The organism is Anaerolineae bacterium (genome assembly GCA_025062375.1).
Classification (GTDB): Bacteria; Chloroflexota; Anaerolineae; order SpSt-600; family SpSt-600; genus SpSt-600.
Genome location: JANXAG010000042.1, coordinates 1 through 14,852 on the forward strand (window position 1 = coordinate 1; position 14,852 = coordinate 14,852).

15 protein-coding genes are annotated in these 14,852 nt (G+C 52.1%); 12 read left to right on the forward strand and 3 right to left on the reverse strand.

Annotation, left to right across the window (positions count from 1 at the left end):
- Window positions 1-139: 139 nt before the first annotated feature.
- The 3 genes from NZ653_08950 to NZ653_08960 all read right to left on the reverse strand — a co-directional run bounded on the left by NZ653_08950 (window position 140) and on the right by NZ653_08960 (window position 3,656).
- On the reverse strand, window positions 140-1,090 hold the full coding sequence (locus tag NZ653_08950; GenBank protein MCS7287247.1) for a sugar ABC transporter permease: 951 nt from the start codon (window positions 1,088-1,090) through the stop codon (window positions 140-142).
- Window positions 1,091-1,168: 78 nt separating this feature from the next.
- Window positions 1,169-2,578 carry an extracellular solute-binding protein gene (locus tag NZ653_08955; protein MCS7287248.1) on the reverse strand — a complete coding sequence of 470 codons (1,410 nt, stop codon included), beginning with the start codon at window positions 2,576-2,578 and terminating at the stop codon, window positions 1,169-1,171.
- Between the two features lie 25 nt (window positions 2,579-2,603).
- On the reverse strand, window positions 2,604-3,656 hold the full coding sequence (locus NZ653_08960; protein MCS7287249.1) for a LacI family transcriptional regulator: 1,053 nt from the start codon (window positions 3,654-3,656) through the stop codon (window positions 2,604-2,606).
- Between the two features lie 147 nt (window positions 3,657-3,803).
- Between NZ653_08960 and NZ653_08965 the strand changes: the two genes are divergently transcribed.
- From NZ653_08965 to NZ653_09020, 12 genes are all read left to right on the forward strand, one after another.
- Window positions 3,804-3,947, forward strand: coding sequence for a hypothetical protein (locus tag NZ653_08965; protein MCS7287250.1), 144 nt, complete (start codon window positions 3,804-3,806; stop codon window positions 3,945-3,947).
- Between the two features lie 582 nt (window positions 3,948-4,529).
- A complete protein-coding gene (locus NZ653_08970; GenBank protein MCS7287251.1) occupies window positions 4,530-5,081 on the forward strand; it encodes a 2-oxoacid:acceptor oxidoreductase family protein in 552 nt (183 codons plus the stop codon).
- A gap of 11 nt (window positions 5,082-5,092) precedes the next feature.
- Window positions 5,093-6,871 carry an NAD(P)-binding protein gene (locus NZ653_08975; GenBank protein MCS7287252.1) on the forward strand — a complete coding sequence of 593 codons (1,779 nt, stop codon included), beginning with the start codon at window positions 5,093-5,095 and terminating at the stop codon, window positions 6,869-6,871.
- Window positions 6,872-6,960: 89 nt separating this feature from the next.
- Window positions 6,961-8,115 (forward strand): pyruvate ferredoxin oxidoreductase, encoded by a 1,155-nt coding sequence (gene porA / locus NZ653_08980; GenBank protein MCS7287253.1) that lies wholly within the window; start codon window positions 6,961-6,963, stop codon window positions 8,113-8,115.
- 14 nt (window positions 8,116-8,129) lie between these two features.
- Entirely contained in the window at window positions 8,130-9,065 is a 936-nt protein-coding gene (locus tag NZ653_08985) for a 3-methyl-2-oxobutanoate dehydrogenase subunit beta (protein MCS7287254.1), read from the forward strand.
- Complete coding sequence (locus NZ653_08990) at window positions 9,056-9,895, forward strand: MBL fold metallo-hydrolase (GenBank protein ID MCS7287255.1); 840 nt, start codon at window positions 9,056-9,058, stop codon at window positions 9,893-9,895. The genes NZ653_08985 and NZ653_08990 overlap by 10 nt, the downstream gene beginning before the upstream one ends.
- An 11-nt stretch (window positions 9,896-9,906) precedes the next feature.
- The gene (locus tag NZ653_08995) at window positions 9,907-10,431 is read left to right on the forward strand and encodes a type 1 glutamine amidotransferase (protein ID MCS7287256.1); all 525 of its coding nucleotides are present in this window, start codon (window positions 9,907-9,909) and stop codon (window positions 10,429-10,431) included.
- Between the two features lie 3 nt (window positions 10,432-10,434).
- Window positions 10,435-11,253: a 5'/3'-nucleotidase SurE gene (gene surE / locus NZ653_09000; GenBank protein ID MCS7287257.1), complete on the forward strand. Its 819-nt coding sequence runs from the start codon at window positions 10,435-10,437 to the stop codon at window positions 11,251-11,253.
- Window positions 11,250-12,476, forward strand: a complete 1,227-nt coding sequence (locus NZ653_09005; GenBank protein MCS7287258.1) for a DUF401 family protein — start codon at window positions 11,250-11,252, stop codon at window positions 12,474-12,476. The genes surE and NZ653_09005 overlap by 4 nt, the downstream gene beginning before the upstream one ends.
- 4 nt (window positions 12,477-12,480) lie before the next feature.
- Window positions 12,481-12,978, forward strand: coding sequence for a DUF6391 domain-containing protein (locus tag NZ653_09010; GenBank protein MCS7287259.1), 498 nt, complete (start codon window positions 12,481-12,483; stop codon window positions 12,976-12,978).
- Entirely contained in the window at window positions 12,966-13,946 is a 981-nt protein-coding gene (holA, locus tag NZ653_09015; protein ID MCS7287260.1) for a DNA polymerase III subunit delta, read from the forward strand. The genes NZ653_09010 and holA overlap by 13 nt, the downstream gene beginning before the upstream one ends.
- A 19-nt stretch (window positions 13,947-13,965) precedes the next feature.
- Window positions 13,966-14,685: a DUF72 domain-containing protein gene (locus NZ653_09020; GenBank protein ID MCS7287261.1), complete on the forward strand. Its 720-nt coding sequence runs from the start codon at window positions 13,966-13,968 to the stop codon at window positions 14,683-14,685.
- Window positions 14,686-14,852 lie beyond the last annotated feature (167 nt).

Consider the following 14,852-nt stretch of genomic DNA (forward strand, 5'->3'; position numbering starts at 1 on the left):
CAAAGGGGCTAAGATAAATGGTCAGGATTATGGAAGCCAGAAGTGTGAGAGAAGCTCCAGCTATCAGCCGACGGAGCTGCCGGGCTGGGTAAGCCTTTGAGGACCATGAATAGAGACAGGTTGTGCGCACCGCCATAGCTTAATCTCCTGCCGTATAATACACCCAATATTTAGCTGTGCTGAACAGAAAGATCGTCGTCACAAGGGCGATAAAGAAAAGCACCCACGCTAATGTAGCACCATAGCCCATATCCATGTAGACGAAGGCTTCTTTAAAGAGGTAAAGGTTGAAGAACATCGTAGCACCACCAGGGTCCCCGGTGGGTCCCTGCAGGACCCAGGGTATGATGAAATACTGAAAATGTCCGATAACACTTAACACAAGATTGTAGAAAATGACGGGCGTAATCATTGGTAGGGTTATGTTCCAGAAAATGGCTAAAAAGCCTGCCCCATCCACTCTGGCAGCATCATATAGCTCAGCAGGAACGTTCCGCATGCCTGCCAGCATGGTCAACATGGCATTGCCAATGCCCCAGAAGCCGATCATAATGAGGGCCGGATAAACCCAAACGACCGAATTCAACCAATCAGGCCCTTCGATGCCGAAGAGGAATAAAAACTTGTTCAGCCAACCCGTTCTGGGGTTAAGGAAGCCTTGCCAGATATATATGGCTGATATGAGGGGCACTATGGTAGGCATGTAGAACAAAGTGGTGAAAACTCGCCTGGCCCACAGGTTTTTGGCATTGAGCAGGGTGGCCAAAGCCAATGGGACTATAAGGCTAATGGGGACTGAGAAAAGCATAAATCGGATGGTTATCCACATGGATTTGCGGACGATGGGATCCCGGAAAAGTTCCTGGTAGTTCTCGAGGCCTATAAAACGGGTCAGCTCGGGATGAGCGAGCTGGAAGTTGGTGAAGGAGAATACTAGAGAAGCGCCCATGGGGATGAGGTAAAACACCATGAAACCAAACAACCAAGGGGAAAGAAAAACAAAGCCCCATGTAGCCTCCCATCGGGCCATGGGGCTAACTTTCCTCCACTTTACTCCCACATGAAGGCCCCGCAACGCATCAGCTACCACGGCTATCCTCCATCTATCATGATTTAAAAAGGGGTGGCAGACTTCTCAAGCGTCTGCCACCCCTTTCCCTAACGCCCCTCACTCAGCTTCTGCGAAGATGGCCTGGAGGTCGGATACCAGCTCTTTGAGAGCGGCATCAACATCCAGGTTTGGAGTGGTTTCCATCAGGGACTGGAAGGCCTTTATACGGTCATCAGCTTCAGCGAAGTTAGGCATCCAGGCTTCGTGGTTGGGGATGTCAATGTACTTCAGGCTTTCGATGGCCACTTTCCAATCCCTGCCAGGATACTTCTTGTCCAGCCTCTTGAAGAACTCTTCCTGAAGGGCCTTGATAGGTGGCATGGCTCCCCAGATCTCCAGAAGGTCTGGACTGTGGGCCAGGTACCAGAGGGCCTTGACAGCCTGCTCAGGATACTTGGTGTCCTTGTAGACGCCGATCATATCGGTGTGGAGCTTGGCGGTGTATTTGCCCTTATAGGAAGGAACCACAGCGATATCCCAGTTAGGAACGTCACCCAGGCAGCAGGTATACCAGAGGTGGCAGTGAGCCATAGCCACGTTGCCAGAGTTAAAGGGGTTACCAGCGGCCAAGAGATCGCTCTGCTGGTATGGGCCGTTGGGGGCGAAGTATTTCTTCCACATCGCGTCGTAATACCAATGGAAGGCTTCACGCCAGTGGTCGGGAACATAAGCTACATATTTTCCGCCCTCCTCCTTGTAGAAGTTACCGGCGCCGAACAAGGTAGCCCACCCTCTGGGATCGGTCCACTGGAAGTGGAAGCCAAACTGCACAATCTTCTTGGGGTCGAAGTTCGGGCTGGTGGCGTCGTTACCGTTGGCGTCTACAGTCAGTTTCAGGGCGATCTCTTCCAGTTTCTCAATGTTCCATTCGTCGCCGTCAGCATACTTCTCGCCGAAAGCATGAGGAGGATAGGGTATGCCGGCTTCATCGAACAGGTCTTTGTTGTAGTAGATAAAGGAGGGATATACACCGATAGGCAGGCCGATGAGCCCCTCTTCGCGGGTCCAGGCTTCCAGAGCTGTGGGTTCATAGTCACTCAGGTCATAGCCTTTGAGGTAATCATCTAATGGGAGCCAAATACCGGGGAACTCGTTAGTGCCCCTGACACCCACAGGCCCGATTATATCAGGCGGGTTGCCACCGGCGATTTCAGTCTTGAGGGTATCAAAGGCCACGTCGTTGGCAACCACCTCGAGGATTAGTTCTATTTCATCCTGAGAGGCATTGAATTCCTCAACAACCTTTTTCTGGACCTCCTGCTGTTCGGGGTTGGTACCGGTTCCAAGGCCGATAAACCAGCGCAGTTTTACTTTCTCAGGCTTGGGGGTAGGGGTTGCTGTCGGTACGGCAGCCTCAGTAGGTGTGGGTGTGGGCGGTACTGGAGTAGGGGCAGGTGTAGCACAGGCTGCCGCCACAATGCTAACTGCAGCCACGAGGGCTACAGCAAGCAGAAGCGACTTACGCATAGCTTTCCCTCCTTAAAATAGTTTTTTAGCGGCGGCTTTCAGCCGCCGTATAGACAAAGTTTTTCTCCTGCTGTAGAGGGGCGCAGGTTTGACGTAAAATTAATTCAGTAGGCAGCACCAGATGCTGTGGCGCTTCTACCCTTCCTTCCACAATATCTATCAGCGTTGCAGCGGCTGTGGAGCCCAGACGATATATAGGCTGTCTCACAGTAGTAAGGGGTGGCGTTGTGTAGGAGGCAATTTCGTGATCATCAAATCCTATCACGGAAATATCTTCGGGGATGCGGAGCCCAGCCTCACGAATAGCCCTCATTGCTCCCACAGCCATCGCATCGCTGGCCACGAAAACGGCGGTAGGTTCCCACCGAAGTAACTCCTTCATTGCTTGATATCCACCACTTTCACTGAAATCGCTCTCAGCCACAAGCCTTTCATCCACGGGAAGGCCTCGTTTTTGCAAAGCCTGTTTATACCCTTCGTAACGGTCGCGGGCAGCTATATACCTTAAGGGGCCTGTTATCGTAGCTACACGGCGATGCCCGAGGCGAAGCAAATAATCCACGGCCATTTGCGCCCCTGCTATATTATCAGCATCCACGTAATTAACCCGCGGGTCATCTGGATAGCGGCCTATAAGCACGAAGGGCACTTTATCTTCTAACAAGCGAGGGATCAAAGGGTCATCTACTACAGTTGAAGATATAATCACCCCATCTAGATGTCCGCTGCAGATAAAACGGTTATAAAGCCCTGTCTGTTCCTGCGAGGAAGAGAAGAGAGCGAGCATAAGATAATAGCCATAGGAGTTACACGCATCTGATATGCCACGGATCACTGTTGGGAAGAAAGGATCTGTAAAGATCACTGTCACAGCTTGGGGTATTATGAGGCCTATTACATTGGTGTGACGCTTTGCCAGGCTGCGGGCTACTGCATGAGGTTGATAGTTCAGCTCCCTGATAATTTTCCACACATGTTCTCTAACCTCTGGTTTTACGTGGGGGTGATTGTTTATCACTCGTGAAACAGTAGAACGCGAAACTCCTGCTTTCTTGGCTACATCTTCAATGGTTGGCATTTTTGGACACCTTTTGAAATCGTTTTCAAATTTCGCCACAAGAGACCCCACCACCCCCTAAAATTTTGAGAACGCTTCCAACTATATTATACACAAAAGCTTGTCTCTTGTCAAGTGATTTCGAGGCTGTTGAAAAAATTTTTGGAGATGAGGTTTAATTATGGAGAGATAATTAGAGGCATAGGGGACATGAGCAGGGCCAAAATACCTCTAACCATGCTTACAAGTCAGCATCCCACACCTCTTTACGAAGAAAGCCCTGTTTCTATCGTCTTTCCTGGCGCAAATTAGAATCCTTAGCCACGCAATTGATACCAAAGGTGCCTGACTTCTCTACCCTGCACTATCGGGTGAGAACGCTCCCACTGGAGCAATGAGAAAAATTCAACGCCTGGCTTGACCAACAAATCCCTGCCGGTGACTCCTGGAACCTCTTTTCTTCCCCGTCCGATGGTGCCGAGGTAGTGAGGTTTGCGGAATCCCGTGTGAAAAGCATTGATTGGAGTAGCCCTTGGACCACTTTATTCAGATGAGCGGGTTCTATTCTCAAAATGGCTGAAGAAAGGGAGGAGACGGGGCGAAACGAGTCAGGGTATTTTGGAATGGGTGCGTAGTTCAGGTTAGTGGGCGGTAGTAGCAGTTCGTGATAGTTTCTAAGGCGGTGGGCTCAAGACCTATCGGCAGCGCTTTTTGGTGGAATCATGGATAGGTTCTAAATATGGCTCTAAGAGCTATATGGGGACGCCTGGTAGTGCGGAATCTGGGTTAACCCCTTTTTCAAATAGCCTCGCAGAGCCTTGACCTCTCCAAAGCCCAGTAGTATAATTAAGCGCCGTAAAGGGATTTCTTTTATCACTTTTGGGAGGAAACGAAATGATAGAAATCCGATTCCACGGGCGTGGGGGGCAGGGGGTGGTGGTCGCTTCAGAAGTCCTGGTTACTGCTGCTTTCTTAGAGGGTAAGTTTGTTCAATCTTTTCCCCTCTTTGGTGTGGAAAGGCGAGGAGCTCCCGTTATGGCCTTCGCCAGAATTTCGGATAAACCCATCCGTGCCCGCTATTCAGTCTATACCCCCGACCACATAATAATACTAGACCCGACCCTAATAGAGGCCGTAAACGTCACCGAAGGCCTCAGGGAAGGGGGGTGGGTTCTAATCAATTCGCCACACCCCCCTTCTTTTTTTCAGCCTTATTTTTCTCGCTACAGGGTGGCTACGGTGGACGCAAGCTCCATAGCTGTAGCTCATCGCCTGGGAACCTCCACTGCCCCCATTGTTAACACGGCAATCCTTGGAGCTTTCTCCAGGGTCACGGGAATTGTCGGTTTTGAGTCTCTGGCTAAAGCCATTGAAGAAGTAGTGCCTTTCAAGCCCGAGGATAACGTAGCTGCAGCTCGGGAAGCTTTTGAGAAGGCAGTCTTCTAAAGGAGGCTCCGATGGCAGGAAAAGGTAAAATCATTACCTTCCGCAGCGTTGAAGAGGTTCCCCTGGTTCCTGTTTCCTTAGCGGATACTCTTTACAATAAAACTGGTGGATGGCGTTACCTGCGCCCTGTTTATGAGGATAAAAGAGCACCGTGCGCATTCAACTGCCCTTCCGGAGAGGATATTCCCGTCTATCTTGGCCTTATCTCTCAAGGAAGATTTCTTGAAGCATGGGAGGTCATCCGCTTTGAGAACCCCTTCCCGGCTGTGACCGGCCGGGTTTGCCCTCACCCCTGCGAAACGGAATGCAACCGCAATCATTACGGGGGGGCTCTTTCTATCCACCGCCTTGAACGATTTGTAGCAGATGTGGTGGAAACGGAAGGGAAAATACCAGTGCCTTCCTTTAAACCCGAAGGCCCCAGGATTGCTGTAATTGGCTCAGGCCCGGCGGGGTTATCCTGTGCTTACCACTTAGCCCGTAAGGGATACAGGGTTACCGTGTTTGAAGCTCTCCCGGAACCCGGCGGTTTGATGCGCTACGGCATACCCGACTATCGCCTCCCTAAGGATGTGCTGATGCGAGAGATTGCCCTCATAGAGGCCCTTGGAGTGGAAATACGCACCGGGATGAAATTGGGCGGGAACCTCTCCTGGGGGGATTTGCGGGATTATGCCGCCGTCTTTCTGGCGGTAGGTTTCTCCAGAAACCGACCGCTGGAGATTCCGGGTGAAAATGCGAAAGGGGTGATACCAGCTCTGGAATTCCTTAAAACCCTTAACCTCGAGGGGCCTGGAGCCTTGAGAGAGCTATCCGGTAAGAAGGTGGCAGTGATCGGAGGAGGGAACTCGGCTATGGATGCTGCCCGCTCTGCCCTTCGTCTCGGCGCTGAAGTGACCATTTACTACCGGCGAACCAGAGAGGAAATGCCTGCTATCCCCGCCGAGATAGAAGAAGCCGAGGAAGAAGGCATCAGAATGGAGTTCCTCACAGCACCGATAGAAGTTATAACCATGAATGGCAGAGCTAAAGGAGCTCGTTTCATAAGAATGCGTCTTGGAGAGCCTGATGCTTCCGGAAGACCACGCCCAATCCCCGTGCCAGGCTCCGAATTCACAGTGGATCTGGATTACATAATCCCCGCCGTAGGGCAGGAAGCCGACTGGGGTTTCCTGGATGGCATTGAGGAGCTGAAAGTGGAAAGAGGACGGATTAAGGCTGAGCTTTCTACCCTCGCCGCTCACCGCATCTTCGCCGGAGGGGATATTGTCACGGGGTTCGGCACGGTTACCCACGCTATAGGTTCGGGCAAGAGGGCAGCCTTAGCCATAGACCGGTTCCTGAGGGGAGAAACCCTTACGGACTTCCCACCGTTTGAGAGAAATGTCTACGCTGTCGTGAGGCCTATATCCGAAGTCATAGTGCGCTTTGAGGATTTGAACCTTGCCTACTACCGGTGGGAAGAGCCTCTGCCTCCAAAGCATATCCCTCTTGAAAGAAGGCGTTCCTCCTTTGAAGAGGTAAACGTTGGCCTCAGTGTGGAGGAGGCCGTCAAAGAAGCTGGAAGGTGCTTCGTATGTGGGACCTGCGTAATGTGCGATAATTGCCTTATCTTCTGCCCCGACAGGGCTATAAGCCGGAAGGGCAATGAATTCGGTTACGAGATAGATTACGATTACTGCAAAGGTTGCGGGGTATGCGTCAGTGAGTGCCCCCGCGATGCTTTATCGCTTAAAGAGGAAATATTGTTTATAGGTCAAAGGCGAGAAGGCGTTCGCGCGGGTGGGTAAAATCAGGGGCAGGTATAGGTCGGAATATTTTGCTCTGGAAAGACCCCAAGAGGGCGACCTTGGCCAGTGCTACAAAGGAGGGAACCAGTATGAAAAAAGTGATAACAGGCAATAGAGCCGTGGCTTACGGTGCCAAACTTTCAAGGGTTCAGGTCATAGCTGCTTATCCCATTACCCCCCAAACCACCATTATTGAATACCTGGCCGATTTATGTGCCAGTGGAGAGCTTAAAGCTGAATTTATCAAAGTAGAGTCGGAGCATTCAGCTCTGGCAGCATGTGTGGGAGCTTCGGTTACAGGGGCCAGGACTTTCACCGCTACCTCTGGACAGGGCCTTTTGCTCATGCATGAAATTATCCATTGGGCGGCAGGGGCTCGCCTCCCTGTAGTCATGGCTGTCGTCAACAGGGCAATTGCTCCAGGCTGGAACATATGGACCGAACAGAACGATACCCTCTCTCAACGGGATACCGGCTGGATGCAATTCTACACTGAGAGCAATCAGGAGGTTCTTGACACGGTGATCCAGGCTTACAAAGTGGCCGAAAGGGTTTCCCTCCCAGCCATGGTCATCTTGGACGCTTTCGTCCTTTCCCACACTTCTGAAATTGTGGACATTCCACCTCAGGAAATGGTGGATGAATATCTGCCGCCCTATCAGCCTCAGTATAAGCTGGATGTTGACGACCCGAAAGCTTTCGGGGGCCTTGTGTATCCGGCCGATTGGACTGAACTCCGCTACAAGATCCAGCAGGCTCACCAACAAGCTATTGAAGTCGCCAGAGAAGCTGATAGGGAATATGGCGAGCTCTTCGGTCGTTCCTATGGTTTGGTGGAAAAATATCCTCAGGATGAGGCTGAGGTAATTCTGGTAACCTCCGGCACGGTAACCAGCACAGCTCGGGATGTGATTGACCATTGGCGAGCGAGAGGGCAGAAAGTTAGTCTCCTCAAAGTGCGGCTTTTCCGGCCTTTCCCGGTTGAAGATCTGCGCAGGGCCCTTGAGGGGGCTGAAAAGGTAGCGGTTATTGACCGAAATTTCTCTTTCGGGCACGGTGGAATTTTCGCTCAGGAGATAAAATCTGCCCTTTACATGAATTCCCATCGTCCGACCCTTTTCTCCTTTATAGCGGGCCTTGGGGGCCGGGATATAACCCCCGCTACCGTAGAAAAGGTGCTAAATTACACCGTTTCCCGCGACCGTCCGGAGGAAGAGGCCATCTGGATTGACTTGAAAAAATGATCAGGAGGAGTGTTATGGAAACTTACCCTCGCCCGAGGTTAGAGCCAAATTACAGATTGCCTGAGGAAGAACTCCTTAAGCCGGGGCACATGGCATGCCCCGGTTGTGGGGCTTCTTTAGCGATGCGCCTGGCTTTAAAGGCTCTGGGCAAAAACACCATCGTAGTGATACCAGCTTGCTGCTGGTCCATAATAGCCGGCCCATTCCCCTATTCATCTCTGGACGTCCCCCTCTACCACACCGCCTTTGAAACTGCTGGGTCCCTCTCCTCGGGGATAGCAGCTGCTCTTAAAGTCCTGGGCCGGGAGGATGTAACGGTTATGGCCTGGGCCGGAGATGGAGGCACCTTTGATATAGGCCTTCAGGCTCTTTCCGGAGCTGCTGAGCGCAACGATAACTTCATCTACGTTTGTTACGATAACGAAGCCTACATGAACACAGGAATCCAGCGTTCCTCAGCCACCCCCTGGCTGGCCTGGACCACCACTACTCCAGCCGATAAGCCCAAAGAGGAGCCCAAGAAAGACATAATAGCCATAATGGCTGCCCACCGCATCCCATATGTGGCCACTGCTACTGTGGGCTATCCCGATGACCTGGAGATGAAGTTCCGCAAAGCGAAGGCCATAAAGGGCACCAGGTTTATCCACATTTTCTCACCCTGTCCACCAGGGTGGCGGACGGAATCAAAGGATTCCATAAAGCTCGCCCGTCTTGCCGTCCAAAGCAAAGTTTTCCCCCTTTTGGAAGTGGAACACGGGGAGAGGTGGCGGATAACTGTATGGCCTGAAAAGTTCGTGCCCGTTCGGGAATATCTCAAGCTTCAGGGGCGCTTCCGCCACCTTACGGACGAACAAATAGAAATAATACAGCGTAACGTAGACCAGGCCTGGGAAAAACTTCTCAAGCTCGCAGGAGAAAACGTGAGGGAGAGCAGCCCATGCGCATAGGAAACGTTGAAGTCTATATTGTGAGTGATGGTTCATTCCGGATGGATGGCGGGGCAGTCTTCGGGCTTGTTCCCAAGGTCCTGTGGGAAAAGGTTATCACTCCCGATGAATTGAACCGGGTGCCCATGAACTTGAACTGCCTCCTTATAGTATCCGAGGGGAAGCGCATCCTTGTGGATACTGGCATGGGGGACAAGCTCACCCCGAAGGAAAGGGAAATTTTCAGCCTTTATGGGGAAAGGAGGCTTTTCAGGAGCCTGGAAAAACTGGGTTTTTCCCCGGAAGATATAGATATCGTGATAAACACCCATCTCCATTCGGACCACTGCGGTGGGAACACTCTGGCTGTGAACGAAGAAATAGTGCCTGCCTTTCCCAGAGCTGAATACTGGATCCAGAGGCTTGAATGGGCAGATGCCGCATTCCCCAACGAACGCACCCGTGCTACTTACCTTGCGCCCAATTTCATCCCTCTGTGGGAGCGGGGGAAAGTACGCCTACTTTACGGAGACACCAAAGTTACCTCTGAAGTCCGTTGTATAGTTACAAAGGGCCACACCAGAGCCCATCAGAGCGTCCTGATAGAGAGCAAAGGGGAGAAAGCCCTTTACCTTGGTGACCTGGCCCCCTGGGCCATAAACATGGAGAGGCTGGCCTGGATACCGGCTTTCGACGTGGAGCCCTTAGAAACTATAGAGACAAAGCGTAAAATACAGCAGTGGGCATTAGAGGAAAAGGCCATCCTCTTCTTTGAGCATGACCCCTTTTTCCCTGTAGGGCAGCTCTTGGAGGAAAATGGCCGTTACGTAGTAAAACCAATAGAATTTTAGGAGGGAAACCCATGAGGCTCAAAGGAAAGCGCATAGCTGTTTTGGCTGAAGACCTCTATGAGGACCTGGAACTATGGTATCCCCTCATCCGAATGAAAGAAGAAGGAGCTGAGGTTAAAGTGGTAGGCACTGGTTCCGCCAGGCAATACACTGGGAAACACGGCCTTCCGGTTCAGGTAGACCTATCGGCAGACCAGGTCCGTGCTGAGGATTTTGATGCGGTGATCGTCCCTGGAGGCTACGCCCCTGACAGGATGCGGCGCTACGAGGCTGTTCTGAGGTTCGTGCGGGAAGCTTTTGAAAAGGGCAAAGTGGTGGCATCCATCTGCCACGGTCCCTGGGTTCTGATCTCGGCCGGGATCCTCAAAGGCCGCACGGCTACCTGCTTCTTCGCTATAAAGGATGACGTGATAAACGCCGGCGCCAATTACGTGGACCAGGAAGTGGTCAGAGATGGCAACCTTATAACATCCCGGATGCCGGCGGACCTTCCTGCTTTCTGCCGGGAAATTATAGAGGCTTTGGGTGAGAAATAAGGAGTGGCGAAACCTCTGATTTTGTTAACCAACGATGACGGCTTCAATTCCCCCGGGCTGAAAGCTGCCGCTGAAGCGGTGGTGGACCTTGGGGAACTTATAATTGTGGCTCCTAAGGAACAGCAGACGGGGATGGGCCGTGCCCTCCTTCCCCAGTGCGATGGTTCCCTTGCTCATGAGGAATTTGAGGTAAAGGGCCGGCCTGTCCAGGCTTTTTCCCTCTTCGGCTCCCCGGCACAAGCGGTCCTCCATGGGGCTCTTGAAGTCTGCCCCCGTCTTCCAGACCTGGTGGTGGCAGGGATAAATTGCGGGGAGAACCTGGGCACGGTAATAACCCTTTCGGGGACAATCGGGGCTGCTCTGGAAGCGGCCAACCTTGGGATACCGGCCTTAGCTGTTTCTCTGGAGATGCCAAGAGAATATCGCATGGGTTTCTGCCCCCAGGTAGACTTTACAGCTGCAATCCATTTCACCAGATTTTTCGCCCGCATAATGCTAAGCATGCCTCGCCTTTATGATGTAGACGTCCTCAAGGTGGACATCCCCTATGGAGCAACCCCGGAGATCCCCTGGCGGATTACCAGACTTTCGCGTCAGCGTTACCATTACCCGAAACCTCGGCCGCGCCGCTCCTTAAAAGACAAAGCCCCCATGGGTTACGAAGTCCGCTTTGACCTAGCAACTCTGGAGCCCGATTCAGACATTTACGCTGTGGCCGTTGAAAAGGTTGTTTCGGTCACGCCTTTGAGCCTGGACCTTACCTCTAGGATTGATTTCCATAAGCTTCAATCCATATTGACCGGAGCTCAGGAGGAGAAGTGAACGACGCCTGGCTTATCGGTAAACTGTTGTTCATCCTGGCTTTGATGCTTTTCTTCCTCTTTCGTCAGTGGGATGTTGGCCTGGTGATATTTTCCGGAGCTGTGGCCATGGGTTTTCTCTCCGGCAAGCCCCTCGCCGAGTGGGGGACAGCTTTTTTAAAAGAGATAACTTCCCGCAGCACTCTCGAACTTCTGGCAGCAGTCCTCCTCATCACCACCATGGTTGAACTTCTGCGAGAAACAGGCAGCCTGAACAGGCTTGTGAACTCCCTGGGCTCTCTCCTGCCCGACCGCCGGCTTAGCATTCCGATACCTCCGGCCATTCTGGGCCTCCTTCCGATGCCCGGAGGAGCTCTCCTTTCGGCTCCCATGGTAGCTGCTGCTTCCCATGGTTTACCTCTCAGCAATGAGGACAAAACCTTTTTCAACTACTGGTTTCGCCATGTATGGGAATACATCGTCCCCCTTTTCCCTGCGGTCCTGATTGCTTCTTCCCTAACGGGAATCCCCATAAGAACGCTTCTTATAGTCCAAACCCCTTTCACCTTTGCGGCAATCCTGGCAGGGAGCATAGTTCTGGTCAAACGCCTTCCTGACCGGCTTACCCCCTTCACCTCAGCCGAGGAGAAGCACATAGCCTGGAAGGACCTGGGCATGGCTCTGTGGCCTGTGGCTTTTGTAATAGCTGGAACAGTCGGGCTTGGGATAAGCCTCCCGATCTTGCTCATTTTGACGATAATCCTCATAATATTGGTGCATAAAGCCAGTGCGGAAAAGGTGAGAAGGGCGCTTGAAGGCGGTTTCTCCATGAGGAACGTGCTTCTGATTTTAGGGATTATGGGCTTTAAAAAAATGATAGAGGTAGCTGGGGTAGCCCCTGCCGTCTACAGAACCCTTGTGGCCTTTCACTGCCCTCCCCTTCTCATGGCTTTCCTTATACCCATGAGCGTCGGAGCTCTGACAGGAGTAACAGGAGCCGCTATCGGGATAACCTTCCCTCTCCTGAGTCCTATTCTTATGGAAAGTTCCCCTCACCTGAACATGGTGGCCTTTGCCTTTGGTGCTTCTTTCATTGGCGTTCTCCTCTCGCCTTTTCACGTCTGCCTTGTTCTCACCAGGGAATATTTTCAGGCCAGGTGGGGGCCTTTGTATCGCCTTCTTTTGCCTTCCACAGCTCTTATCACAGTGATGGCCTTTCTCGTTTATATCTTTGTTCCGGAGTGAAGAGATGAAGAAAATTTTGAAAATTCTGCAGAAAATCCGTCAGATCCATGCATTGGAGCATGCCACAATCCACATCCTCAGCTGGCGCTATCCTCATATCCGGGTTGTGGGCAGGAGCACTGATTCGGGCTTTTACATCTACGGCAATGTGGAAACGGAGGCATTGGCAGCGGCCGTGAGCGAGGCTCTGAGCCGCCTGCAGAAGGGTGAGAGGGAGCTGGCCCTTCACCCCCAGTGCGGGACAAACCTGGCTACTGCCGGGGTTCTGGCGGGACTCTCGGCTTTCCTGGCCTTTGTGGGCAAACCCCGCCGGCGCTGGACACGTCTCCCCGAGGCTATAACTCTGGCTACATTAGCCTTGCTCCTCTCTCAGCCCTTAGGTCTTCTGATTCAACGCTACGTTACAACTTCCCCCTTCATTACTGATATCGCTGTAAAGGAAATAAAGCGGTTTGACTACGGGGCTGTAAGGGTCCACAAAGTGGAAATATGCTCTACATAATCCACGGAGAGGAGGAATTCCTCCGGAGCCAGGCTATAAAGAAGCTAAAGGAACGCCTCGGTTCTCCGCCTCTTTCGGATATGAACTTCACATTGCTGGAAGGCAAGAAAGTTCAGCCTGAGGAACTGAGGGAAGTATGCTTTACCATGCCCTTCATGCTTCCCGTAAGGATTGTCCTGGTGAGAGGCCTTCTGAGCAGAGTGGAAAGGGGGAACCAGGAGTTAAGTGAATTTCTCGCAGGTTTTCTCCCAACCCTACCTCCCACTACGTTGTTGATTTTGGAGGAGGACAGAACCATAGGGGAAGAGCATCCCCTGCATCTTCTACTGAGTGAGCTGGAGAAAAGTGGCAGGGCCAAGCTCCTCCACTTTGAAAGGATAAAAGGGGAAAAGCTGAGGCAGTGGATTAAGGAAAGAGCCAGGGAAAAGGGGATAGAGATAACTTTGGAGGCCGCTGAAGAACTGGCTTTCTTCGCTGGAGAGAACCTGCGCGTTCTGGACACGGAACTGGATAAGTTAGCCCTCTATGTGGACAGAGCGCGTCCTGTGGTCCCGGAAGATGTGAGGGCTGTGGTGCCTTATGCACGGGAGGCCAGCATCTTTTCCCTAACCGATGCCCTGGGGAGAAGAGATGCGGGGACAGCTCTGGAAGTGCTTCGCTCCCTTCTAGAGCAAGGCGAACCTTTTCTGGGCATAGTGGGGATGCTGGGGAAACACCTGAGGCTTCTCCTTATGGTCAAGCTTCTCATGGCTAAGGGGTATTCCTCCCGTGAAATCGCCCAGAGGCTTGGAGTCCTGCCTTTTGTAGTGGACAAAGCCATCCGTCAGAGCGGGAACTTCTCGGTGGAATATCTGAAAAAGGCTTACGAAAGGCTCCTAAGGCTGGATGTGGACTTTAAAACTGGCAGAGTTGAAGGGCCTGTAGCCCTGGAACTTTTGGTGACAACCCTCACCTCATCGCTGGAATGAGAGCTCGCGGAGGTAATGAATGGCCTTCTGGGTTGGAACTTCTGGTTGGGTCTATCCTCACTGGAAGGGAGTTTTATATCCTCCGGAGCTTCCTCAGAGAGAGTGGTTGGGTTTCTATTCTTCGCGCTTTCGCACTGTTGAAATTAACAGCACTTTCTATCGGTTGCCCAGCGAAGAATCTTTCAAGAGCTGGAATAAAGCCACTCCTTCGGACTTTCTTTTCAGCGTTAAAGCCAGCCGGTTCATAACTCACATAAAGAAACTTAAAGTGAGTTCCAGGCCTGTGGAAGTTTTCCTTGAGAGGGCGAGGCTTCTGGGTCCAAAGCTCGGCCCCATCCTCTTTCAGCTCCCCCCGGACTGGACGTGCAATCTGGGGAGGTTTGAGGCTTTTTTAGAATTACTGCCAGGTGATTTAACCTTTGCCTTTGAGTTCAGGAACGAGAGTTGGTTTAACGAGAAGGTTTACAGTTTGTTGGAGAAGAAGGGGATAGCCTTGTGCTTGATAAGCCTTCCCGGTTTTCTATGTCCGGTCAAGGTTACAGCTCCTTTTGTCTACATCCGAATGCACGGTAGTGGTGTGGTTTATGGGGGGCTTTACGGGCCAGAGGAGCTTAATTACTGGGCCAGGCTGGCTAAGAATTTCCTCCTGGAAGGTCTTGATCTTTATGTTTATTTCAATAATGATGCTTTCGGCTTTGCGGTGCGAAACGCCGCCGAGTTTGCGGAAATGCTTATCTGAATTTCATTTTTGAGGTTTCTGGGGGCACATCCCCCAGGCCCCCTGCCATGAGGCTTCGCCCCTCGGACCCCCAGAATTTTTCCCGCCCTCGTGGGCTTGGGGTTAGCCACGGTTAGGGTCCCACTCGTGGGCAGGATGCATGGGGTGGGTGATGGCTCCCTTTTTGA